Here is a 24,295-nt window from a genome sequence, read left to right on the forward strand (position 1 = left end):
TGCGCGGGCCGCGGGCCCGGGGTCACACCCAGCCGCGTTCGCGGGCCAGCAGCGCCGCCTGGGCCCTGCTGCACGCGCCCAGCAGGGCCAGCAGATCGGAGACGTGGCGCCGGTAGGTGCGCAGCGATATGCCCGCCGCCCGGGCGCCCGTCTCGTCCTTGGCGGCGGTGCACATGAGGAGCAGCACCGTGCGCTGGGTCCCGGTGAGGCTGTCGGGGCCCGGCGTCGGCGCGGGACGGTCGGCGAGGTCCGTCGCCGCCGCCCACAACCTCTCGAAGAGGGTGACGAGACTGTTCACCGGGCCGCTCTCCTCGATGCACAGCACGCCCCGGTCGATGTCGTGCGCGTCGACGGGGACCAGCGCGGTGCGCCGGTCGTAGACCAGCACCAGTTCCGAGAGCCCCTCCGCGACCCTGACCTCCGCGCCGTGGGAGCGCAGCTGCCGGAGGTGGTCCGCGCCGGTCCGGGACGTCGGAGCCTCGCTCCCCACCAGGGTCCGCACCCGGACGCCGCGCCGCAGGCAGCGCAGGCCGAGTGAGAGCGTGTGGGCCGTGCCCAGCGGGACCAGGGCCCGGTTGGGCACCGCCGCCAGGATCTCGGCGTCGGCGTGGAAGGCCGCCCGATCGATCCGGGCGAGGGCCTGCCCCAGGTCCTCCAGGCGGTCCAGGGCGATCGCGGACCCCGCGTAGGCGCCCCCGCCGCCCGCGAAGGAAGGGGCGGGCGCGTCCCGCCACAGGGAGCGCAGGATCGGCCGCGGGTCGGCGAGGCGGCGCAGCGTCCGGTAGGCGGCGTCCAACTGCTCCTCCGCCAGCCGCGCCACCACGACCCCCGGGTCCGTGGCCCAGGTCCGCGCCTCGCTCCCGTGCAGCAGCCCCCGGTCGCGCAGCCGCTCCGCGGCCCGGTCCACGCCCTCCCCGTCCATCGGCGCGACGGTGCGCGCGTCACGGACGGCAGCACCCGGATTTCGCAGGAAAAACCGGTACACCGCTTCCTCGGTGCTGCTCAGACCGAGTGGCGACATCGTGTGGGTCCCCATGGCCCTCCCCTTGAACATGTCCGGCGGGACGACGGAGCACAAGTCTGCCCGGGGAGACGGGGCGTGAGGTCTCAGCGAAGTCTCACGCCCCGCTGGTACCAGGGAAGTTCCGGATGCGTGACCACTTGAATGATCGAGTTCTGATCGCTATGACAGGAGGCCGTGCACCGAAGTGATCCTGGAGGTCCGATGGCTGAGGCACCTGCAGCCGCACCGCCGGTACGAGCCACGCCGAACTCCCTGCGGGAGGTGGTGGCAAGCCGCGATCTGGCCAATCTCACCGGCCCGCTCGGCAGCGGGAAGTCCCGGTTAGCCGCCGGACTCGGGCCCGTCTCCCTCCTTGACCTCGACCGGCCCGGCGCCCTGGAACGGCTGCCGGCCGCGCTCGCCGAGGACACCCCGGGTCCGCTGGTCGTGGACAGCGCCGACGACGACCACGCCCTGGCCGCGCTGGAGCCGCTGCGGCTGCGCCCGCCGGGAAGCGGCCGGCCCGTCCTCGTGGTCAGCAGGCGCTCCCTGCTGGCCCGGCCGGGATGGGCCGGCACGGGGGTCGCGGTCCTGGAGACCGGCCCGTGGCCGGACGCGCGGATCGAGCGTCTGGCGACGGAGGCGCGGGTGACCGACGCGCGGTGCCGGGAACTGATCGTCCGGCTCGCAGCGGGGAACCCGCTGATCGCCGACGCGGCCTGCCGGGCCGTCCACGCGGGTGCGCCGCCGACCGCGGCCGGGGCGGTGGCCGACGGCGCCGCCCGGGAGATCGTGGAGCGGCTCTCCCGGGAGCGGCCCGCCGGGCCGTGGCAGCACGCCCTGGTCCGGCTGGCCACGGTGTGGTCGGCGGACGAGGAACTGCTCGACGCCGACCCGGACCTGTTCGACACCCTGGCCGGGCTCAGCCCGGTCGTCCCCACCGAACTCGGGCTGGCCCTCGCCGAGCCCTTCCGCGGGGTGATCGAACTGGCCCATCGCTGGCGTCGGCCCGCCGCCCACCGCGGCGCGTGGGCCCGCGCGCTGGCCCACCGCAAGAAGCTGCTGGCCGACGAACCCGCCGCCGACCGCCGCAGCCGTCTCATCGAGGGGATCATGGCCCTGGCCGACGACGAAGCCGTCCGCGAGACCATCTTCCCCATCAGCGTGACCCGGGACGTGATCCACACCGCTGCCCCGGACGACGCCGACGCCATCGGCACCCTGATGCGCCAATGGGCCCGGCAGGGCGGGCTGGACGTGCGCTGGACCGACCGCCTGGTGGAACGCTGGCTCGTCGACGACCCCACCAGCTTCCAGTTGGTCCGGGACGGCGGCGACCGGATCATCGGCCTGACGAACACCCAGCAGGTCACCGAACGCACCATGAACTGTGTGGAACCGCTGCTCCAGCAGCACACGGACCGGCTGCTCGGCCGCCCGCGCGGCACCGGGGGATGGCTGCTCGGCGCGGCCTACTGCCCCGACCGGGGCGCCCACGCGCACCTGCTGCGCGGCCTGCTGCGCCAGGTCATCACGGGCGGCCTGCTGCTGACGGTGTCCACCCCGAACCCGGCCTACCAGCGACTGCTGCGCGGGCTGCGCTTCCAGCATCACGGCACCACCACCGACGACGTCTACCGCTGCGGGCGCAAGCCCGAGATCTTCAGCCAGGACTTCGGCTCCGCCGCGCTGCCCGAGTGGACGGAGCGGCTCGCCCGCGCCTCGGGGGCGCGCGGCGGCCCGCGTCCGACCGGCCAGGAGGTGGCCCGCGCCCTCGCCGACATCGCCGACCCGGCCCGGCTGGCCGAGAGCCCGCTGCTCTCCTCGCCGCGCCCCCGGACGGTGGCGGAGCTGCGCGCGGACCTGTGGGAGGCGGTGCGGCGGCTGGCGGACAGCGAGGTGCGGGAGGAGGCCGAGGCCGGGTGGATTCTCCAGCACTACTACCTCGGACGGCCGCGGACCCATCAGTGGCTCGCCCAGCAGCTCCACATCAGCCGGGCCACCTACTTCCGAAGGCTCCGGCACGGCCTGGACCTGGTGGGCGGCGGACTCGCGGCGGAACGGGGCGTCCCATGAGGGGCGCCGGGAGGACGGCAGCGGCGGGCCCGGGTGCCTCGGCGGTGGACCTCGCCCGGCTCGTCCCTGCGGGGGGCCAGGAGCTGCGGCACCGTCACGAAGGTGTGGCCGTCAAGTCTGCTGTATCCAGAAAATGCCCTGACCCATATTCCTGGGGGTCAAGGGGTCGCAGGTTCAAATCCTGTCGTCCCGACTCGTGGGAGGCGTGGTTCAGGGGCCGTGTCGGAGGGATCCGGCACGACCCTTGAACCTTTTTGTGCTTCCCGTATGGAGCAGTCCCGATCGTGTCCCGGGCCGATGCCGGTGGAGGGTGGTCGTGACGCGTCGGCCGACGACCGGGGCGAGGGCGAACCAGGGAGCGACGGATGAACCGGAACGACGGCCCCCGGCCGGCCGAGCGGTGGATCGCGGAGGGCAACGCGGCGGTCCTCCGGCGGTTCCCCTTCGACGACACCCGCGACCTCGACGACGCGCGGCACGGTTTTCTGGGCGCCGCCGGGGAGACGGTGGTGCGCGACGCGGCCGGCCGGCCGGTCTGGGACCTCGACGCCTACGGGTTCCTGCGGGGGGAATGCCCCGCGACGGCCAATCCGAGCCTGTGGCGCCAGAGCGGGCTCTGCGCCGAGCACGGCCTCTTCGAAGTGGTCGAGGGCATCTACCAGGTACGGGGCTTCGACCTGTCCAACATGACGGTGGTCGAGGGCGAGCGGGGCGTCCTGGTGATCGACCCCCTGATCTCCTCGGAGACCGCCGCGGCGGCCCTCGCCCTGTACCGCGCCCACCGGGGCGACCGGCCGGTCACCGGGGTCCTCTACACGCACAGCCACGTCGACCACTTCGGCGGTGTGCGGGGCGTCGTGACCGACGGCGAGGTCGCGGGCGGTGTCCCGGTCATCGCTCCCCGGGGGTTCCTGGAACACGCGGTCAAGGAGAACGTCTACGCGGGCACGGCCATGGCCCGCCGCGCCGCCTACATGTACGGGGCCGCGCTGCCGAAGGGGGAACGGGGCCAGATCGGCGCGGGCCTGGGCCAGACCACTTCGACGGGCTCGGTCGGTCTGATCACCCCGACGCTGGACGTCACCCGCACCGGGCAGACGGAGACCGTGGACGGCATCCGCATGGTCTTCCAGATGACCCCCGGCACCGAGGCCCCCGCCGAGCTGAACATCCACTTCCCCGACCACGCCGCCCTGTGCATGGCCGAGAACGCCACCCACAACCTGCACAATCTGCTCACCCTGCGCGGAGCCGAGGTGCGCGACCCGCGGCAGTGGGCCCGCTACCTCACCGAGGCCGTCGACCTCTTCGGCGACGACACCGACGTGGCCTTCGCCTCGCACCACTGGCCGGTCCGGGGCCGCGAACGCGTCGTCGAGTTCCTCTCCGAGCAGCGCGACGTCTACGCCTATCTGCACGACCAGACCCTCCGCAGGCTCAACCAGGGGTACACGCCGCTGGAGATCGCCGAGGAGATGACGATGCCCCCGGCCCTGGAGCGGGCCTGGCACACCCACGGCTACTACGGTTCGGTCAGCCACAACGTGAAGGCCGTCTACCAGCGGTACCTGGGCTGGTTCGACGGCAACCCGGCCCACCTGTGGGAACACCCCCCGGTCGAGAGCGCCACGAGGTACGTCGAGTTCATGGGAGGCGCCGACGAGGTGCTGCGCCGCGCGCGCCGGTCGTTCGCCGAGGGCGACTACCGCTGGGTGGTCCAGGTGGTCAATCACGTGGTGTTCGCCGATCCCGGCAACGCGGAGGCCCGGGCGCTGCAGGCCGACGCGCTGGAGCAGCTGGGGTACGGCAGTGAGAACGGGACCTGGCGCAACTTCTACCTCACCGGGGCGCTGGAGCTGCGGCACGGCTCCGTGGGCACCCCGACGACCACGGCCTCCACCGACCTGCTGGGCGCGCTGACCCTGGACCAGCTCTTCGACGCCCTCGCCGTCCGGGTCGACGGGCCGGGCTCCTGGGACGCGGACATCTGCGTGCGCTGGCTGCCGAAGGGCGGCGACCCGGTCACCCTGCGCCTGCGCAACGGCGTCCTCACCCATGTCACGGGCGAGGGTCCGGCCGCCTGCGAACCGGACGTCGAGGTGACACTGGGCGAGGACGACCTGAGGGCGGTGCTGCTGGGCGCGACGGCCCTCCCCGACCTGGTGGAACGGGGTGGTGCGGAGGTGGCGGGCGACCCGGGGAGGGTGGCCGAGCTGCTCGGCCACCTCGACGAGCCGGATCCCGATTTCGCCGTCGTCGTGCCGTGAGCGGCCGGTGGTCCGGGCTCACCTGAACGACCGGTTCCCCTCGACGCGTGCGCAGAACCGGGGTCCGCTGAACTCCAGGCGCCTCCGAAACCACAGAGGAAAGAAAAGAGGCGCACCACGACCGGAGGAGGAACCCGTGGCCGAGGACGGGGAAGCCGGGACGCCCGGGGGAGCGGAGCGGGAACTGCGGGAGCTGCGCGGACGCGTGGCCGCGCTGGAGGCCGGGGCGGCCACGCCCCGCGGGCGGCACCGGGCGCGGTCGTCCCTCGCGGTGGTGCTCGTCCTGATCGGGTGCCTGCTCGCCCCGCTGGGGATCGTCGCCGCGTGGGCGGCGGACGAGGTCGGCGACACCGACCGCTACGTCGCGACCGTGGCGCCGCTCGCCTCCGACCCCGATGTGCAGGACGCCGTCGCCGACCGGGTGACCGACGCGCTCATGACCCGCATCGATCTGCCGACCCTGCTCTCCGACGTCTCCCCCCGGGACCGGCCCCGGCTGGAGAAGGCCCTGGGGCGGCTCGGAGACGCGCTGGAGGGGGCCGTGCGCAGCTTCGTGCACGACAAGGCCCGGGAGGTCGCGGCCTCCGACGCCTTCGAGAGGCTCTGGACCGAGGCGAACCGGGCGGCCCACGCCTCCGTGGACAAGGCGCTGACCGGCAGCGGCGGCGGCGCGGTGAAGCTCGACGGGGACGCCGTCACGCTGGACCTGGGGCCGGTCGTCGACCGGGTGAAGCAGCGCCTGGTCGACGAGGGGATGAAGGCCGCCGGACGGATCCCCGAGGTGCACACCGACTTCACGCTGGTGAAGTCGCAGGACGTCGGACGGGTCAGGACCTGGACGCGCCTGCTCCAGCTGGCGGGTGCCTGGCTCCCGGTCCTGGTCGTCCTGCTGGTCGGCGGCGGCGTCCTGCTCTCGGTCCGGCGGCGCAGGGCCCTGGTCGTCGGCGCGCTCGGGGTCGCGGTCACCACCGTGCTGCTCGGCGTCGGCCTGCGCGTCTTCAGGGCGTTCTATCTGGACGCCCTGCCCCCGGACGTCTCCCGGGCGGCCGCCGGATCGGTCTACGACGCGCTCACCCACTTCCTGCACACCATGGTCCGGATGACCGCGGCCCTCGGCGTCGTCGTCGCCCTGTCCGCCTGGCTCACCGGCACCGGCCGCCGGGCCCTTCTCGTCAGGAACCTGTGGGCCGCGGGCATCGGGGCCGTGCGGACCACCGCCGACCGGGCAGGGCTGCGGACCGGCCCGGTCGGCCCGTTCGTGCGCCGGTACCGGACCTGGATCGTCTGGATCCTCGTGGCGGCCGGGCTCGTGACGTACCTCCTGTGGTCCCATCCCACCGGCTGGGTGGTGGTCGGTCTGGCCCTGGCCCTGCTGTTCGCGCTCGCGCTGACGGACTTCCTGGCAGGCGGAGCCGATGCCGAGGCCGAGGCGGTGGGGCGTACGGGCTGAAGTCCGCGGACGCGGCTCAGCCGGCGGGCTCGTCCGAGGCGAAGGAGGGGCGCCGGTCCGCGAGCCGCCGCTCGGTCCACCGGAGCCGCCGTTCCAGTACGGGGCGGCAGCCGGCGGGCGCCGCCGCCAGGACGCCGGACAGCAGGACACGGCAGCGGGAGAGCACCATGGGGGCGTTCGCGGCGGCGTCGAGGATGTCGTCCAGACCGGTCCGCAGCAGTTCCTCCCAGGTGGGCACGGACATCACCAGGCGCACGGTGCCCGTCCGGTCGGCGATCGCCCGGGTGGCCCGTACGGTGTCCCCGGCGACGAGGCGGCGCAGCAGGTCCTCCAGGGCGTCCAGGACCTGCACGGCGGTGGCGGGGTCGTTGATCGCCGGGGAGAGCGCCCGCAGCCCGATGTCGGCGAGCAGCCGGAAGGCGAGCGCCGGGTCCTGGTGGAACGTGCGCTCCCGCCCCACGACCACCGCCCCCAGGACGTCCTCCTCGGGCACCGGGCCGCCGTGGACCTCGGCCACCACGTCGCCCCGGTACAGGGTGTCTCCCACCCGGGCGCGCAGGACGACGACCGCGTCCGTGCGCGCGGCGGCCCTCGCCGGCCGGGCGAGGTCGAGCTGTTCGACGAGTGCGGCGTCACCCCGCCAGCGCACGGAGGAGACCGGCCCGGACGTTTCCGGCCCGTCGGGGAGGGCCCGCCACGGCTCCCCGTCGCCGACGGGCGGGTAGTACACGGCGAGCGCGCCCAGGCCGCGGCCGCGCAGGTCGCCCAGGACGTGGGAGAGCTGGATGGAGCGCAGGGCGTCGAGCTGCAGCCTGCGCACGAACAGCAGGGTGAGCGCGGCGAGGACCAGGGTCGTGACGGGGACGGCCAGGGAGACGCTCGGGCGGGAGCCGATGGCCAGGATCGAGGCCACGGTGAAGGCGAGCACGCCGATCGTGAACGCGAAGACCCGCCAGACCACGGGATCCGAACGGAAGAGGGCGAGGCGGTGGCTGAAGTTGCCGGCCGCCCACTGCACGACCAGGAACAGCAGGGAGAAGATCAGGGTGGTGATGCTCAGCACCCCCAGCCCGACCACCTTGAGCACGTCCACGACCCGGTCGGACGCGACCCGGGCACCGCCGTCGATCCTCGACAGGAGGATGCCCAGCGCGACCGCCACGGCCACGGCCACCGCGTGGGCGCTCCCGGCGCGCAGCGCCCGCCGGGGGCGTACGACGCGTTCGGCCGAACGGCCCAGGCCGAGCAGTGTCATCGGCGGTTCGCGCACGGCGCTCTCCCTTGACCGGGTCCGCGAGGGCCTCCGCCCGCGGTGCGGTTTCCCGATCCTCGTCAATCGGATTGGGCGAAATGCACCCTATGCTCAATTCGCTTACTTTGGGGTTCTGTCGATCACGCGCAGTCGCGCCCGGAGGAGTCCCATGGCCACGTTGACCGTATGGAAGTTCGATACGCCGGAGGGGGCCGGCGGCGTCGAGGACACGCTTCTGAACCTGCAGAAGCAGGAGCTGATCAAGGTACTGGACGCGGCCACGGTCAGCTGGCCCGCGGAGGCGGGGAAGCCGAGGACGAAGCAGCTGCACAACCTCGCGGGTGTGGGCGCGCTCTCCGGCACCTTCTGGGGGATGCTCTTCGGCCTGCTCTTCTTCATGCCGCTGCTCGGCGCGGCGGTCGGTGCCGCGGCCGGTGCGCTGGGCGGCAAGATGGCCGACATCGGCATCGACGACGACTTCATCGACTCGGTCAAGTCGCAGGTGACGCCGGGTACTTCGGCGCTCTTCCTGCTCTCCCGGGACGCCGTGGTCGACCGGGTTCGGGACGCCTTCCCCGGCGGCCACACCGAGCTGATCCACTCCAACCTGGACAGCGAGAAGGAGGCCAGGCTCCGCGAGGTCTTCGCGCACTGAGCCCGCGGCCCCGGACGGGGCGCCATGCGACGACACCGGCCGGGAACCTCCGCCCGGTGTCATTGCGCGGGAAGCGTCTTGATGTCCAACTTCCGTTCCCTGAAGGTCACTTGACACTATAGTGCTCACCGATTCGCCGTTCGGGAACGGGGAGTGACGGATGGCGCTGGACGATGTCCTGGCACATTTGACCTTCAGGGAAAGATTCACCCGCAGGAGAGTGCGCTTCGAGCGCGGATCCGGTGCGCTCGTCATCCAGGTCGAGGGCGCGCCCGACCCCGTCCGGCAGTGGTTCGAGGCTCTGGTCGAGAGCTATCGGGGCATCGTGCCGGTCAACAACCCGAGCGATGTCCGGGCCGAGGAGGCCGAAGCGGCCGAAGAGGGCCGGGGCGGCGGAGCCGGGCGGTCCGAGGGCGGCCGGGAAGACCAGGAGGCCCTGGTCGTCGAGCAGTTGCAGGCGATGACCGAGGGCTGCGGGTACGGGGGCCGGGTGGCCCACGGCCTGCCGATCGTCTTCCCGCGCTTCGCCGCCGCCCGTACGGCGCTCTACGAGTGGCAGCCGGTCCCCACCCAGTCCCGGCCGCGACAGATCGGGGACCTGAAGAGGCAGATCAGGGAGGCGATCACCGAGGAGCGCCGGCAGACACTGCCCGAGCTGCGCCCCCGGATCGACCCCCTCCTGGAGGACCCGTACGTCAGCGAGGGCATGGGCGGACTGGTCGGCCTGCTGCTGAAGGTGGTCAACGCCTTCCGGTTCCCCCACCACCGGACGGTCCGCTGGTACGGCACCGAGCGCTTTCCCCGGCAACGCACCTTCGAGGCGGTCTGCGAGCAACTGGAGCGCCTGCGCGAGGAACCGGCAAAGGTGAAGCAACTGCTGCTCGTCGAGGCGCTGCTCGCCGACATCGACGCGCACTACGGGATCGTCCGCCGGCTCAACCGGGCGCGCCGTCCCGTCCTCCTCCTGCCGGACGTGGACACCGTCCCCGCCCGGCGGATCATCCGGGACCGGCTCATCGCGGCGTACGACGGGGAGTCCCGCGGCCTGCGCGTGTACCCGGTGGTCGTCACCACCTCGAAACCCGGCGGGGCCACTCCCGAGGAGGGCGCCGGGCCGCCGGTTCCGCCGGACGGGCTCGCCGCGGCGCTCCGCGAGCGCTTCGCCGAACGGGTACGGGTCGGGGAGATGCGGAGCCTGGGCGACCACACCCCGCTGCCCAGCAGGCTGGTCCAGGTCACGCTGGAGGAGACGCCCGAACCGCTGCCCGCCGGCCGGCCGGGGCGCCGGATCCTGGGGCCGGTGACCGCCGTGGTCACGACCCTGGCACTCGTCGCGTCCGGCCTCGGCGTCTACTACGGCTTCTTCCGCGAGCCGGAGAGCTGTGGCAGGGGGCTTCAGGTCCACGGCGCGGAGTGCCTGGGCGTCTCCGACGGCAGCGGTGTGTTCATGCCCGGGGTCAAGGGCATGCCCGAGGTCTTCGCGCAGATCGCGGAACAGAACAGGGCGGTCGCCGACAAGAAGCACGCCACGGTCGCCCTGCTCATCCCGATGGAGTCGGACGACCCGGCGGTGCGGCGGCAGATCCTCAGCGAGGTGCAGGGCGCCTACCTGGCCCAGGCCGGGGCGAACGGCGCCGACGCCGCGAAGCCGCCCATCCGTCTCGTCCTCGCGAACCCCGGCAGGGCGTACGGGCAGTGGGAGGTGACGGTCGATCAACTCGCCCGGCAGGAACCGGACCTGAGGGCGGTCGTCGGCTTCAACCTCAGCCTGACGAAGACCAAGGAAGCCCTCACGTACGTGACCAACACGCTGAAGCTGCCCGCCGTCGCGAGCGTGGTGACGGCAGACGACTTCTCCAACCCGGAGGGCCGGGAGAAGGTCCCGTTCCCCGGCCTCGCCCGGGTGGTGTCCACCACCAAGGACCAGGCCCGCGCGCTCCTCGCCTTCGACCCCGGCCTGGCGGGGACGGAGACGGCCCTCGTCACCGACGACCGGCCGGGCGACGACTACAACCGCTCGTTGCGGGACGCCTTCACCGAGGCCAGGGCGGCCAAGGGGCGGGGCGGCGTCCAGGACATGCGCTTCGAGTCCCCCGGCGTCGAGGAAGCGGGCGTCACCCCCAACGAGTTCGAGGACTTCGCGGGCAACATCTGCCGCTCCAACGCCCGCGTCGTCTACTTCGCGGGCCGGGCCCTGCACCTGAAACTCTTCGTGAACAAGCTGGCCACCACCTACTGCCGCGAGAAGAAGTCGTACACCGTGATCACCGGTTCCGACGCCACGACGCTCGACCGGCGGCTCGACGACGGCCACCGGGTCCTGCTCCAGGGCGATCCGGGCTCCGGCAAACCGTCCGTCACCATCCGCTACGCGGCCCCGGCACACCCCGACGCGTGGTCCGTCGAACTCGCGAAGTGGCAGAAGGACCCGGGCCGGAGAACGCGGCGCCCGCCGCTGTACCTCCGGGAGGCCCAGGACGCCATGGCCGCCCTGCGGCGCGACATCACGGCGCAGGGCGGGGCCATCGGGGACGTCTACCTCGACGACGGACGCACCATCGTCACGTACGACGTCGTGCTGACCGCGTCCAGGGCGCTGGCGCGGGCGGTCCACACCAGTGGGCAGGAAGTGCCGACGGCCGACCGGATCCGCAAGGACCTCGGCAAGCTGAACGCCGATCTGCGGGTCCGGGGCGCCGGCGGCTGGATCTGCCTCACCAACGCGGGCAACCCGTACAACAAGGCCCTGTCCGTGGTCCACCTCGAACCCGGCTCGAAGAAGCTGACGTTCGAGGGGGTGGCCTGGCCGACCGGGCGCGCCCCCGCGCAGGAGGACGACTGCGTGATCCCGGCACATCCGTAGCGGCCGGGGCCCGGATCCGGAAGGGCCGGGCCCGGTTCCCGCCCCCGACGGGGACGGGAACCGGACGGCCCCCCGCTACCGGACCGGTGTGCCGGAGGACACCGCAGCCGGCGCCGGGGCGTGGCCCGCGGGACGGGTGGTGAAGGTGCCCCGGCCCTGCGTCCGGCTGCGCAGCCGGGTCGCGTAGCCGAACAGCTCCGCCAGCGGCACGGTCGCGGTGATCACCGAGGTGCCCGCCCGGCCGGTCGAAGCCGAGACCCGGCCGCGCCGCGCCGCCAGATCGCCGAGCACCCCGCCCACGGCCTCGTCCGGGACCGTGACGGTGACCTCCGCCACCGGCTCCAGCACCACCATCGCGCAGGCGCGCAACGCCTCGCGCAGCGCGAACCGGCCGGCCGTGCGGAACGCCATCTCCGAGGAGTCCTTGGAGTGGGTGGCCCCGTCGGTCAGCACGACCCGCAGCCCGGTCACGGGATGCCCGCCGAGCGGTCCCTCGGCCAGGGCGTCCCGGCAGCCCGCCTCCACCGCCCGGACGTACTCCTGCGGCACCCGCCCGCCGACGACGGTCGACGCGAACACGAAGCCGCCGTCCTCACCGGCGCGGTCGCCGGTGGGGTCCGACGGTTCCACGTCGAGGACGACCTGGGCGAACTGCCCGGCGCCGCCGTCCTGCTTCACGTGCCGGTACACCAGCCCGGACACCCCGCGCACGACCGTCTCCCGGCAGGCCACCCGGGGCCGTCCGACGCCGATCTCCAGCCCGTGGGCACGACGGATCTTCTCCACCGCGACCTCCAGATGCAGTTCCCCCATGCCCGACAGCACCGTCTGCCCGGTCTCGGGATCGGTCCGCACCCGCAGCGAGGGATCCTCCTCGACCAGCCGGGCCAGCGCCGTCACCAGGCGTTCGGTGTCGGTGCTCCGGCGGGCCTCCACCGCCACGGAGACGACCGGCTCGGCCGCGGACGGCGGTTCGAGGACCAGGGGCGCCGCCGGATCGCACAGGGTGGTACCCGCCCGGCCGCTCCTGAGCCCGATCACCGCGACGATGTCCCCGGCCACCGCCGTGTCCACATCGGTGTGCCGGCCGGCCCGCACCCGCAGGATGCGGCCCACCCGCTCGGTGCGCTTGGCGCCCGCGTCCAGCACCGTGTCCCCCTTCCGCAGCGTTCCCGAGTACACCCGCAGGTAGTTCAGGCGGCCGGTGGCCGTCGAGTTCACCTTGAACACCAGCGCGGCGAACGGCGCCGCCGGATCGGCCGGGCGCTCCCGCACCGCGCCGTCCGAGGTGCCGCGCACCGCCGGAACGTCCAGCGGCGAGGGCAGATAGGACACGACGGCCTCCAACAACGGTTCGACACCGCGGTTGCGGTAGGCGGAGCCGCACAGCACCACCACGCCCTCCCCGGTGCGGGTGAGGTCGCGCAGCGCGGTGCCCAGGGTCCGTTCCCGGAGCGCCGACCGTTCGCAGAACTCCTCCAGCGCGGCCGGATGGAGCTCCGCCACGGCCTCCTCCAGGAGCCGCCTGCGCCGGTGCGCCTCCTCGCGCAGGGCGTCCGGCACCGGCCGCTCCTCGACGCCGCCGCCGTCGGGCCACACCAGCGCCCGCATGCGCACCAGGTCCACCACGCCGGTGAAGCCGTCCTCGCTGCCGATCGGCAGCTGGACCACCAGGGGAACCGTGTGCAGCCGGTCCCTGATCGACGCGACCGCGGTGTCGAGGTCGGCACCGGCCCGGTCCAGCTTGTTCACGAAGGCGATCCGCGGCACCCCGTGCCGGTCCGCCTGCCGCCACACCGACTCGCTCTGCGGCTCGACGCCCGCGACGGCGTCGAACACCGCGACCGCGCCGTCGAGCACCCGCAGCGAGCGCTCCACCTCGTCGGAGAAGTCGACGTGGCCCGGGGTGTCGATGAGGTTGATCCGGTGACCCTCCCAGACACAGCTCACCGCGGCGGCGAAGATGGTGATCCCGCGGTCGCGTTCCTGGGGGTCGAAGTCGGTGACGGTGGTGCCCTCGTGGACCTCGCCGCGTTTGTGGACGGCGCCGGTCAGATAGAGGATCCGTTCGGTGACGGTGGTCTTGCCGGCGTCGACGTGGGCGAGGATGCCCAGGTTGCGGACGCCGGCCGGGGTGCCGGTGGGAAGAGGGTGGATGTCGGTACGCACGGCCCATGGCCTTTCGGAGTGATCCAGAACGGGTCGGCGCGATTTCCCGGACGAACCGGCCCGTGACCGGGCCGGGCGAAGCCCCGACGCGGCGCGATGGCGCGGGCGCTTCGGCGCCGGTGGTTCCTCGGGGTCAGGCGTTCGTCGCGGGTGTCCGGTGCGGGCCGCGCAGCCGGCACCGGGCGCACGAGGACACCAGGATCACCTCGTACCGTGAACGGGGGACGACGACAGCGGCGCGGTGGCGCACGACCGGTCTCCCCCCACTCGTCACGGTGCGCGCCACGAGGCCCTCGTGGTGCGCGATTCGTGGCGACTGTAGTGAACCCCGGACCGGTCGGTAAACCGGATATTCGTCCGTCCCGTCTTCCTCCTCGACCTCATGTCCCGTGACGGGGACGGGCGTTGAAGGCCGCTTCGATTGATGAAACGATCCCGGCACATGGCACGGGGCAAAGGGGAAGGAACCACAACGATGGACGAGGAGCACGGTCTCACCGCCGCCACGGTGTTCGACGCCCTGGGCGCGGACTACGAGCGGGCGTTCGGTGAATCCGCCGCCCATCACGCCTCGTTGAGCCGATTGCTGGACCGGCTCGCACCGCACAGCCGGGTCCTGGACGTCGGCAGCGGAACGGGGCGGCCGACTGCGCGGGCCCTGGTCGAAGCGGGCCACCGGGTGCTGGGGGTCGACGTCTCGCCCGTCATGGTCGAACTGGCGGCCCGGCAGGTGCCGGAGGCGGACTTCGAATGTGCGGACATCCTCGAACTCCCCCTGGAGGAAGGGAGCTTCGACGCCGTCTGCATCTACTTCTCGCTGCTGCAGATGTCCCGCGACGAGCAGTCCCGGCTGCTGCACAAGGCGCGGCGGCTGCTGGTCCCCGGAGGCCAGCTGGTCGTCGCGACGGTGCCCCTGGACGTGGAGGACGTCGGGACCGTCTTCATGGGGCAGCCGGTGCGGGCGACCAGCTTCGGCCCGGAGGAGTTCACCGAACTGGTCACCGGGGCCGGTTTCTCGGTCGTGTGGGAGCAGAGCACCCTGTTCACCCCGGCCCACGAGGCCGCGGCGACCGAACCGCAGCTGTTCCTGCACTGCCGACGGGTCTGACACGCCGACGGGTCCGGCCCCCCGGGGCGACCCGGACGCCGGACCCGTCGCCGGATCAGCGCTCGACCGGCAGCGATCGCGCCGTACGGCGCGGCTCCCGCACCCCGGGGCGCCGCCGGACGACGAGGGTGCCGGGGCGCCCGCAGGCGTGCAGCGGGTCCTTCCAGCGGCGCAGTGCCTGCCTGCCGCACCTGCGCCACTGCGCGGGCGAGAGGGGAACGGGCTGCCCGCCCCGCGTCACCAGCGCGTTCACCGGAGCCATCGGGTCCGCCGCCGCGGCCTTGGCGAGCAGCACCCCGATCACCAGCGGGGCCAGGGTCACGGCCAGGGTCGTACCGGCGGCGGCCACGTGCTGGAGGCGGGGGCGGTGCGGGGTGTCGGGAAGCATGCCGCCATTGGACCCCAGACGGCCCGTCCGGCGGATGGGCCGACGTACTCAGCCCGGTGAGCCCGTCGTACTCATGCGCATGTGTGTCCGATACCCGGCGCCCGCGAGCGCCCCTACACCGTGGTGCCGGGGCCCCCGCCCGTTCCCGAGGCGGCCTTGATGCCCTTGGTGATGTCGTCCATCACGGAGAGCTCCGGGGCCTTGGAACCGACGTCGAACCCGGAACGGACGACGATCATCATGTTCTCGGCACGGGGGGACGGGAAGGCCAGCGACTGGACGTACCCGTCGTCGCCGTTCTTCGTCACGACCTTCCAGCGCACCAGGTACCCCTTCTCGCCGGCCACGGTGACCGCCTCCGACCGGAGCTCCTCGTGCGAGGTGATGCCGCCGTAGATCTTCTCGCCGTACGACTCGGAGGCGTTGGCGGAGATGTCCTTCAACGCCGTGGCCCTGGGCGTCGTGGTGTCGAGCTTCAGTGCCTTCGCGGGCATGGAGAACACCCCGCCGCGCACGCACTGCTGGGACGCGTCGCCGGGGCAGGCGTACTCGCCCGTGGTCACTCCCGCGCCCGCGATCCCCGAGGTGCCCTTCCAGCCGTCCAGCACCGGGAGACTGATGCCGCTGGTCAGGTCCGTGGCGTAGCCGTCCTCGGTCCGCGGGGACCGCTGCCCGGGGGCCCCGTCCCGGTCCTCGCCCCCCGGTGCGCCCGGTCCGCGCCGGGTGTCGTCGGAGGGCGGGGCGGACGGTGTCGCGGACGCGTGCTTCCCGGAGTTGTCGGAGCGGTCCGACCACAGGAGGACACCGCCCCCGACGACGGCGAGGGCCACCACACCGGCGGTGAGGCCGATGCCGACGCGCGTCCGGCGGCGCCGGGCCCCGTCGGGAGGCAGCCGGAGGTGATCGGTCCACCGCGTGCCGTCCCACCAGCGCTCGTGAACGGGGCCTGTTCCTGTGTGCCCGGGGTCTGGGTGCCAGCCGGGCGGACTCATCTGGGTCACGGGCCCACCGTAGAACGGTTGCGTGAGAATCGTATGAATCAGCTGTGCCGACGGGGGCGGGGTGCTCCGCCGTCCCCGCCTGATCCTCTGTGGGAGGCCGAACGATGGGTGAACGACCTGCGGTGCGGATCGAGCGCGACGGCGCCGTGTTCACGGTGATCCTGAGCCGGCCCGAGGTCCGCAACGCCGTGGACGGGCCGACCGCGAGCCGACTGGCCGACGCCTTCCGCGAGTTCGACGAGGACCCGGACGCGTCCGTCGCCGTGCTGTGGGGCGAGGGCGGTACGTTCTGCGCGGGCGCCGATCTGAAGAGCATCGGTACGGAACGGGGCAACCAGGTCCTGGCCGACGGCGACGGGCCGATGGGGCCGACCCGGATGCGCCTGGGCAAGCCCGTCATCGCGGCGGTCGCCGGTCACGCGGTGGCCGGTGGCCTGGAACTGGCCCTCTGGTGCGACCTCCGGGTGGCCGAGGAGGACGCGGTGTTCGGGGTGTTCTGCCGCCGCTGGGGCGTACCGCTGGTGGACGGCGGAACGGTACGGCTGCCGCGCCTGATCGGTGAGAGCCGGGCCATGGACATGATCCTCACCGGGCGGCCCGTCCCGGCCGCCGAGGCGTACGCCATGGGGCTCGCCAACCGGATCGTGCCGCCCGGCGGGGCGCGCGGGGCGGCGGAGCGGCTGGCCCGGGAGATCGCCGCCTTCCCGCAACTGTGCCTGCGCCACGACCGGTTGTCGGTGCTCGAACAACACGGCCTGGGCGAGCCGGAGGCGCTGGCCGCGGAGTACCGGCACGGCCTGGTGCCGCTGACCGCGGGGGAGACGCAGGCCGGTGCCGAACGGTTCGGGAGCGGCGCGGGCCGCCACGGAACCTTCGACGACTGAGGCGACCGAGGCGACCGGGGAAGGACGGTGGGCGGAGGGACGGGGCGGCCGGGCGGGCCGAAATCATGACGACGCCGTCCGGGTATCCGCCTACGCTCAGCGGATGTCGAGCAACCAGTACCCCGCCAAGCCCGTGCCAGGTGACCGGGTCGCCGTGCTGTCCCCCTCCTCCGGCCTTCCCGGTCTCCTGCCCCTGCCCCACGAGTTGGGGCTGCGCAGGATCCGCGAGGAGTTCGGACTGGAACCCGTGGAGTACCCGACGACGCGGAAGATGGGCTCCACCCCGCAGGAACGGGCCGCCGACATCCACGCGGCGTTCGCCGACCCCGACATCAAGGCCGTGATCACCAGCATCGGCGGCGACGACCAGATCACCGTGCTGCCGTACCTGGACCGCGACCTGCTGCGCGCCAACCCCAAGCCCTTCTTCGGGTACAGCGACAACACCAACCTGCTGGTGTTCCTCGACAACCTGGGCATCGTCGGCTACCACGGCGGCACGGTGATGTGCGAGCTCGGGCGACCCGGTGCGATGCACCCGCTGACCGCCGAATCCATGCGGGCCGCGCTCTTCACCCACGGCGCCTTCGAACTCACCCCGCCCAAGGAGACCAACGGTGCGAACGGCCGGTGGGAGGACCCGGGGACCTTCGACTCCGAACCCGAGATGTGCCCCTGCGACGGCTGGATCTGGCACAACGCCGACGGCCGGACCGTGAAGGGTGCCGGCTGGGGCGGAAACGTGGAGATCCTTTCCTGGCTGCTGATGGCCGACCGCGAGATCGGACCGGTGGACGGCTACGCGGGACGGGTGCTGTTCCTCGAAACGTCCGAGGAGATGCCGTCGGCCGACGAGGTCTACTGGATCCTGCGGAGCATGGGGGAGCGGGGGCTGCTCGCCCGGTTCCCGGCCCTCCTCATGGGGCGGGCCAAGAACTGGTCGTTCGGCCAGCCGCTCGGCATCGAGGAGGGGGAGCGGTACCGCGAGGAGCAACGGCAGGCGGTCCTGAGGGCGTTGGACGAGTACGCCCCCGGGACCATGGCCGTCCTCGACGTCGACCTCGGCCACACCGACCCGCAGCTGATCATTCCGTACGGCGGGCAGATCGAGGTGGACGGAGTGGGACGCCGCATCGTCGTCACCTACTGAACCGGAACGGAGGAACGGACGGCTCCGGAGCTTTGGTCCGACCATACGCGGTGTGTGACATAGTGAAGGGTCGGGCCACAGAAGCGACGGCAACCGGACGATTCCGGCCGAGGCAGGGGGTGACGGATGCCCGTCGAATGGCAACCCGTACGGCAGTCCCGTACGCATGAGCTCGTGCTCCAGAGCATCGAGGAGCGGGTGTTCTCCGGCGAGCTCCGGGCGGGCGACCGGCTGCCGCCCGAGCGCGAGCTCGCCCCCGTGCTCGGGGTCAGCCGGTCCGCGCTGCGCGAGGCGCTGAGGGTGCTGGAGACCATCGGCGTACTGGTCGCGCAGCCGGGCCGGGGGCCGGACGCCGGGGCGCGGATCGTGCGCCACCCCGACGACGCGCTCGGGCGGCTGCTGCGACTGCACTTCGCCCTGGGCAGCTACAGCCTGGAGGACGTCCTGGAGGCGCGGGTCGTGCTGGAGCGGTCCAGTTTCGAGGCGGCCGCGCGACACGCCTCGGCGGAGGACCTCGACGAGGCGGAGGCACTGGTCGCACGGATGGGTGAACCGGGTGTCGGGGTGGCCGAGTTCAACGACCTGGACACCCGCTTCCACGTGCACATCGCCCGCAGCTCCGGCAACGAACTGACCTCCACGCTCACCTCCGCCGTCCGCGAGTCGGTGCGACCGCTGATCCTGCGGGCGCTGGAGGAGGCGGAGGACTGGCCGGCCACGGCCGCCGCGCTCGACGCGGAACACGCCGAGCTGCTCGGCCTGGTGCGGGCGGGACAGGGGGCGAAGGCCGCGGACCTGGTCGAGCGGCACATCCGCAGCCTGCACGGCACCCTGGTCGACGGGAAAACCGGCCGGGAGTGAGGCGGCGCCCGGGGCCCCGGTGGCCCCGGCGCGTGGAGTCCCGGCCCTGCCTGCTTGTCAGGTGCATGGCATAGAAGGCGGTGCCCCGACCGGTGTGTGCGCGTCGCCGCCTTCACGATTCGGACCGAGGCTAGTATGGTCGGACCATAAAACTGGAGAAACGATCGGAGAGACCCATGCGCATCGGACTCTTCGCCACCTGTCTGGGAGACACCCTCTTCCCCGAGGCGGTGAAATCGACCGCGGTCCTGCTCGCCCGCCTGGGCCACGACGTGGTCTTCCCGCCGGGGCAGACCTGCTGCGGCCAGATGCACGTCAACACCGGCTACCAGCGCGAACCCCTGCCCCTCGTGCGGAACTTCGCGGACCAGTTCGGCGACGCCTCGATCGAGGCCGTCGTCATGCCGTCCGGTTCCTGCGCGGGCTCGGTCCGCCACCAGCACGAGATCGTCGCCGAGCGGTACGGGGACGCGGCACTCCGGTCGGGTGTGGCCACCGTCAAGGCCAAGACGTACGAACTGTCGGAGCTCCTCGTCGACGTCCTGGGCGTCGAGGACGTCGGCGCGTACTTCCCGCACCGGGTGACGTACCACCCCACCTGCCACTCCCTGCGCATGCTCCGCGTCGGCGACAAGCCGCTGAAGCTGCTGCGCGCCGTCGACGCCATCGACCTCGTCGAGCTGCCGGAGGCCGACTCCTGCTGCGGATTCGGCGGCACCTTCGCCGTCAAGAACGCCGAGACGTCCACCGCGATGCTCCAGGACAAGATGCGCAACATCGCCGCGACCGGTGCCGGCGTCTGCACGGCGGGCGACTCGTCCTGCCTGATGCACATCGGCGGCGGGCTCTCCCGGATCAGCTCGGGCACCCGCACCCTGCACCTCGCCCAGATCCTCTCCGCCACCCGCACCTCGCCGTACGTCCCGACGGAGGCCGTCCGATGAGCAGTACCTTCCTCGGCATGCCCGCGCCCCCGCCCCGTTCCCCGTACGGGACGGGCAATCTGCGCGGCGACCGGAAGTTCCCCCGCGCCGCGCGCGACGAGCTGCGCAACGAACAACTGCGCCGCAACCTCGGCCGCGCCACCCGCACCATCCGCGCCAAACGCCTCGACGTCACCGGCGAGCTGCCCGACTGGGAGGCGCTGCGCGACGCCGGTTCGGCCATCAAGACCGACACCATGAACCGGCTCCCCGAACTCCTGGAACAACTGGAGCGGAAGGTCACCGAGCACGGCGGCACCGTCCACTGGGCGCGCGACGGCGCCGAGGCCAACGAGATCGTCGCCCGGCTGGTCGAGGAAACGGGCAGCGGCGACGTCATCAAGGTCAAGTCGATGGCCACCCAGGAGATCGGCCTCAACGAGCACCTCGAATCCGTCGGCATCACCCCGTACGAGACGGACCTCGCCGAACTGATCGTCCAGCTCGCGCACGACAAGCCGTCGCACATCCTGGTGCCCGCGATCCATCGCAACCGCGACGAGATCCGGCAGATCTTCCTCGAGGAGATCCCGGGCGTCGACCCGGACCTGGACAACGTGCCCGCGCACCTCGCCGCCGCCGCCCGCGCCTATCTGCGCGAGAAGTTCATGACCACCAAGGTCGCGGTCTCCGGCGCCAACTTCGGCATCGCGGAGACCGGAACCCTGTCCGTCGTGGAGTCCGAGGGCAACGGCCGCATGTGCCTGACGATGCCCGACACCCTGATCACCGTCATGGGCATCGAGAAGGTGCTGCCGCGCCATCAGGACCTGGAGGTCTTCCTCCAGCTGCTGCCCCGCTCCTCCACCGGCGAGCGGATGAACCCGTACACCTCGCTGTGGACCGGCGTGACGCCGGGCGACGGGCCGCAGGACTTCCACCTGGTCCTGCTCGACAACGGACGCACCGCCGCGCTCGCCGACCGGATCGGCCGCGAGGCGCTCAACTGCATCCGCTGCTCGGCCTGTCTCAACGTCTGCCCGGTGTACGAACGGACCGGCGGCCACGCGTACGGCTCGACGTACCCCGGGCCGATCGGGGCCGTCCTGACACCGCAGCTCGCCGGGATGCACGCGGCCAAGGACGACCCCAACAGTTCGCTGCCGTACGCCTCCAGCCTCTGCGGCGCCTGTTTCGACGCCTGCCCGGTCAAGATCGACATCCCGTCGCTGCTGGTCGAACTGCGCCACCAGAACACCGAACAGGCCGGTGTCACCGCCGAGAAGCTCGCGATGAGGGCCGCGGCCACCGTCATGAAGCACCCGAAGCTCTTCACGGCGGCGCAGAAGGGCGCGGGACTCGGCCGGGTGCTGGGCGGCCGCGACGGGAAGATCTCGCACCTGCCGCCGCCGTTCGACGGCTGGAGCGACAGCCGGGACACCGCCGCCCCGCCGAAGCAGACCTTCCGCTCCTGGCTGGCATCGGCCGAGGGCGCCGCGACGATGCGGGCCGCCGCCGACGAGCACCGGAGGAACGGGAAGGACCGGAAGAAGGAGGAGGACGCGTGACGACCGCCCGCGACACGGTACTGGGCCGGATCAAGGACGCCCTGGCCCTCGCCCCCGCCCGGGACGTCACCGTCCCGCGCGCCTACCGCACCGGCCGCACCCTTCCCGACGAGGAACGCCTGGCCCTCTTCACCGACCGGCTCGTCGACTACCGGGCGACGGTGCACACCTGCACCGCCGACCGCACCGCCCAGGTCCTCGCCGAGGTACTGCGGGAACGCGGGGCCCGGCGGATCGGCGCGCCGGCCGGACTGGACGAACAGTGGCTCGGCGGGTACGACGGCGAGGTCCAGCAGGACTCCGCCACCATCCCGGCGCCCCGGCTCGGCGAGCTGGACGGGGTCGTCACGGCCTCGGCCGTCGGCTGCGCCGAGACGGGCACGATCTTCCTCGACGGCTCGCCCGACCAGGGACGCCGGGCGCTGTCCCTCGTGCCCGACCTGCACGTGTGCGTCGTCGACCTGTCGAAGGTCGAGGTCGGCGTGGTGGAGGCGGTGGCGCGACTGGTGCCCGGCCGGCCGACCACACTGATCAGCGGCCCCTCGGCCACGTCCGACATCGAACTGGAACGGGTGGAGGGCGTGCACGGTCCGCGCACGCTGGCGGTGGTGATCCGGACGGACGTGTGAGCGCACGGGCGCGCGGTCGCCCGACCGCGCGCCCCGGACCTCAGCCGTGCGTGACCGACAGCGGGTCGAGGACGACACGGGTCGTCCCCGCGTCCCCGGCCCAGCGGACCTCCACCGTGTCCCCGTCCACGTCCACCCCGCTCACCACCGCGTCCAGCGGCGTCGCCCCGGGCTCCGCGGTCAGCGAGCCGAGCGCCACCAGCAGCACCGTGCCCTCCACCGCCGCGGACAGCCGGGGCACCACCGCCCAGGGGGTGTACGCGGTGCCCTGCGGCGCCCGCACCTCGTCCCGGTCCTCCCAGCCGTACAGGCCGTGCAGCGCGGAGACGACCGTGTCGTCGCGGCCGGTCGCCCAGCCGGTCTGCTCCACCCGCGCTCCGGGCGGGGCGCCGAGCACCCGGTGCACCCGCAGCTCGTACCGGCCGCGGGCCACGGTGACGCTCTCCACGCGCATCCCCGGCACCATCACCGGGGCGGACGGGAACACCGGCCGGTGCCAGGAGGCGGCCCACCCCCAGCCGTCACCCGCGCCGGCGCCCAGCGCGCGGACGACCCGGCGGCCGCTGCGCGCCCCGCCGACGACCACGGCCAGATGGTTGTCCGCGACGTTCCCCCGCGCCGTGGGCCCGGTCACCGTGGAGTACGACTGCCGGCTGTACAGCGGGTCGTCCTGGACCTCCGCCTCGCCCTCGTGCGGGCGCACGTGGTCGCTGCCGTGGTTGTGCAGCCGGACGATCCCGTCCGCGCCGGTGGACTGGACGAGCAGCCCGGGGGCGGGCAGGGCGAGCACCCGGTCGGGGCCCTCGCTCGGCGCGGGCTCCTCGGTCGCGGTCCACAGCGGATGGTCCCCGGGGGCGAGCAGCGCGATGAACGCCTTGGACGCCCAGTACGGCGAGGCGGGGCCCGAGTAGTTCTGCAACGACGCCTCGTGCGGGCCGTGCCAGCCCAGGCTCAGCAGTCCGTCCGGGCCGGCCGCGCCCCGGTCCAGGAAGTAGCGCAGCGCCCCGTTGACCACCCGCCGCGAGGTGCCCGGCGTCAGCGGCGTGTGCCCGGTGACGGCGCCGAGCGCGACCGACGAGGCGGCGGCGAAGCGGTACGGCAGCGAGCGGCCGAAGTGGATCGGCGCGCCGTCGCCGCCGAACAGCAGCGAGAAGCCCTCCAGGTGCTCGCGCAGCCGGGCCCCGTAGTGCGCGGACAGCTCCGCGTCGCCCGACAGGTGCGCGTCCAGCACGGGGTAGAGGTGCAGCGCCCAGCCGTTGTAGTGGTCGAAGGCCCGCCCGTCGCCGTCCGCGTACCAGCCGTTCCCCCGGTACCAGCCCTCCAGCAGGTCGAGGGCGCGCCGCTTCGCCCGCGCGGTCGCCGCGTCGCCCCGGCCCACGGACTCCAGGAACCCGGCCACGGAGTAGGGGAACAGGTACCAGTTGTTGGGGGCGGGGGTGTGGAGCAGCGCGTCGCGCAGCCACCGCGCGGCCCGGTCCTGCACCCCGGGGTCCAGCCGGTCCCACAGCCACGGGCGGGTCAGCCGCAGCCCGATGGCGACCGAGGCGGACTCGACCATCGGCTGGCCGAAGACGGCGTGGTCGCGGATCAGCGGCCAGGACTCGGCGTCGTCCCGGCCCGGGGCCCGGGTGCCGGCCGCGAGCCCGTCGGCGTACCGGTCGAGCCAGCCGTGCGGGTCCGCGCCGTTTGCGCCCGCCACCCGGAAGGCGGCGGCGAGGAACGTGCGGGCGTAGCCCTCCAGGCCGTCGGAGCGCACCCCGGACACGGACGGCCGGCCCGGCAGGTCCAGCAGCGCGCCGCCCGGGGTGGCCCACCGCCAGGCGGCCCGGAGCAGCCCGTCCGCCGCGGCCTCCCAGTGCGCACGGGTGTAGCCGGTGTACGGGCTGGCGGTCCGGTCGTCGGCGGGGAGTTCGAGCGGGGAGCCCGGGTGGGGAGCGGTCATGCGGGAGATGCCAGCCTTTCGCGTCGTACGGGACGGGCGGGCCCGTCGCCCGTCGTCGCGCGGACCGGGTGCGTGCCGTCCCGGGCCCTGAATCGGATCACTGGGA

At 73.1% G+C, this 24,295-nt stretch carries 18 protein-coding genes; 12 read left to right on the forward strand and 6 right to left on the reverse strand.

Annotated features, from left to right (window positions below):
* Nucleotides 1–22 precede the first annotated feature (22 nt).
* On the reverse strand, nt 23–1,036 hold the full coding sequence (locus ACFYW1_RS12960) for a LuxR family transcriptional regulator (protein WP_388990894.1): 1,014 nt from the start codon (nt 1,034–1,036) through the stop codon (nt 23–25).
* Between the two features lie 189 nt (nt 1,037–1,225).
* Between ACFYW1_RS12960 and ACFYW1_RS12965 the strand changes: the two genes are divergently transcribed.
* From ACFYW1_RS12965 to ACFYW1_RS12975, 3 genes are all read left to right on the forward strand, one after another.
* The gene (locus tag ACFYW1_RS12965) at nt 1,226–3,079 is read left to right on the forward strand and encodes a hypothetical protein (protein ID WP_388990896.1); all 1,854 of its coding nucleotides are present in this window, start codon (nt 1,226–1,228) and stop codon (nt 3,077–3,079) included.
* A 365-nt stretch (nt 3,080–3,444) separates the two neighbouring features.
* A complete protein-coding gene (locus tag ACFYW1_RS12970; RefSeq protein ID WP_388990898.1) occupies nt 3,445–5,346 on the forward strand; it encodes an alkyl/aryl-sulfatase in 1,902 nt (633 codons plus the stop codon).
* A gap of 136 nt (nt 5,347–5,482) precedes the next feature.
* On the forward strand, nt 5,483–6,796 hold the full coding sequence (locus ACFYW1_RS12975; RefSeq protein ID WP_388990900.1) for a hypothetical protein: 1,314 nt from the start codon (nt 5,483–5,485) through the stop codon (nt 6,794–6,796).
* Nucleotides 6,797–6,812: 16 nt separating this feature from the next.
* Here the strand turns inward: ACFYW1_RS12975 and ACFYW1_RS12980 are convergent, their stop codons facing one another.
* Nucleotides 6,813–8,066, reverse strand: a complete 1,254-nt coding sequence (locus ACFYW1_RS12980; RefSeq protein WP_388990902.1) for a DUF2254 family protein — start codon at nt 8,064–8,066, stop codon at nt 6,813–6,815.
* Nucleotides 8,067–8,217: 151 nt separating this feature from the next.
* Between ACFYW1_RS12980 and ACFYW1_RS12985 the strand changes: the two genes are divergently transcribed.
* Together ACFYW1_RS12985 and ACFYW1_RS12990 are read left to right on the forward strand one after the other, a co-directional pair.
* Entirely contained in the window at nt 8,218–8,703 is a 486-nt protein-coding gene (locus ACFYW1_RS12985; protein ID WP_388990904.1) for a DUF1269 domain-containing protein, read from the forward strand.
* A 160-nt stretch (nt 8,704–8,863) separates the two neighbouring features.
* Nucleotides 8,864–11,566 carry an ABC transporter substrate-binding protein gene (locus ACFYW1_RS12990; protein WP_388990906.1) on the forward strand — a complete coding sequence of 901 codons (2,703 nt, stop codon included), beginning with the start codon at nt 8,864–8,866 and terminating at the stop codon, nt 11,564–11,566.
* 75 nt (nt 11,567–11,641) lie between these two features.
* On the opposite strand, the gene fusA is transcribed toward ACFYW1_RS12990, so the two are convergent.
* Nucleotides 11,642–13,735 carry an elongation factor G gene (fusA, locus tag ACFYW1_RS12995; protein WP_388990908.1) on the reverse strand — a complete coding sequence of 698 codons (2,094 nt, stop codon included), beginning with the start codon at nt 13,733–13,735 and terminating at the stop codon, nt 11,642–11,644.
* Nucleotides 13,736–14,210: 475 nt separating this feature from the next.
* Here fusA and ACFYW1_RS13000 point away from each other — a divergent pair, with 475 nt between their 5' ends.
* Nucleotides 14,211–14,843, forward strand: a complete 633-nt coding sequence (locus tag ACFYW1_RS13000; protein WP_388990910.1) for a class I SAM-dependent methyltransferase — start codon at nt 14,211–14,213, stop codon at nt 14,841–14,843.
* Nucleotides 14,844–14,898: 55 nt separating this feature from the next.
* Here ACFYW1_RS13000 and ACFYW1_RS13005 read toward each other — a convergent pair whose 3' ends face one another.
* Nucleotides 14,899–15,231: a hypothetical protein gene (locus tag ACFYW1_RS13005; RefSeq protein ID WP_388990912.1), complete on the reverse strand. Its 333-nt coding sequence runs from the start codon at nt 15,229–15,231 to the stop codon at nt 14,899–14,901.
* A 113-nt stretch (nt 15,232–15,344) separates the two neighbouring features.
* Nucleotides 15,345–16,223: a DUF2510 domain-containing protein gene (locus tag ACFYW1_RS13010; protein ID WP_388991418.1), complete on the reverse strand. Its 879-nt coding sequence runs from the start codon at nt 16,221–16,223 to the stop codon at nt 15,345–15,347.
* Between the two features lie 113 nt (nt 16,224–16,336).
* On the opposite strand from ACFYW1_RS13010, the gene ACFYW1_RS13015 reads away from it, so the two are divergent.
* From ACFYW1_RS13015 to ACFYW1_RS13040, 6 genes are all read left to right on the forward strand, one after another.
* Nucleotides 16,337–17,116, forward strand: a complete 780-nt coding sequence (locus ACFYW1_RS13015; RefSeq protein WP_388990914.1) for a crotonase/enoyl-CoA hydratase family protein — start codon at nt 16,337–16,339, stop codon at nt 17,114–17,116.
* A gap of 103 nt (nt 17,117–17,219) precedes the next feature.
* The gene (locus ACFYW1_RS13020) at nt 17,220–18,266 is read left to right on the forward strand and encodes a S66 peptidase family protein (RefSeq protein WP_388990916.1); all 1,047 of its coding nucleotides are present in this window, start codon (nt 17,220–17,222) and stop codon (nt 18,264–18,266) included.
* A 126-nt stretch (nt 18,267–18,392) separates the two neighbouring features.
* Complete coding sequence (locus ACFYW1_RS13025; RefSeq protein WP_388990918.1) at nt 18,393–19,127, forward strand: FadR/GntR family transcriptional regulator; 735 nt, start codon at nt 18,393–18,395, stop codon at nt 19,125–19,127.
* A gap of 176 nt (nt 19,128–19,303) precedes the next feature.
* The gene (locus tag ACFYW1_RS13030; RefSeq protein ID WP_388990920.1) at nt 19,304–20,071 is read left to right on the forward strand and encodes a (Fe-S)-binding protein; all 768 of its coding nucleotides are present in this window, start codon (nt 19,304–19,306) and stop codon (nt 20,069–20,071) included.
* Nucleotides 20,068–21,618 carry a lactate utilization protein B gene (locus ACFYW1_RS13035; protein ID WP_388990922.1) on the forward strand — a complete coding sequence of 517 codons (1,551 nt, stop codon included), beginning with the start codon at nt 20,068–20,070 and terminating at the stop codon, nt 21,616–21,618. Before ACFYW1_RS13030 ends, ACFYW1_RS13035 begins: the two co-directional genes overlap by 4 nt.
* Nucleotides 21,615–22,247, forward strand: a complete 633-nt coding sequence (locus ACFYW1_RS13040) for a lactate utilization protein C (protein WP_388990924.1) — start codon at nt 21,615–21,617, stop codon at nt 22,245–22,247. Before ACFYW1_RS13035 ends, ACFYW1_RS13040 begins: the two co-directional genes overlap by 4 nt.
* Before the next feature lie 40 nt (nt 22,248–22,287).
* On the opposite strand, the gene ACFYW1_RS13045 is transcribed toward ACFYW1_RS13040, so the two are convergent.
* Complete coding sequence (locus ACFYW1_RS13045; protein ID WP_388990926.1) at nt 22,288–24,189, reverse strand: DUF2264 domain-containing protein; 1,902 nt, start codon at nt 24,187–24,189, stop codon at nt 22,288–22,290.
* Nucleotides 24,190–24,295: the final 106 nt, after the last annotated feature.

It is taken from the genome of Streptomyces sp. NPDC002669, assembly GCF_042889165.1.
Taxonomy (GTDB): domain Bacteria; phylum Actinomycetota; class Actinomycetes; order Streptomycetales; family Streptomycetaceae; genus Streptomyces.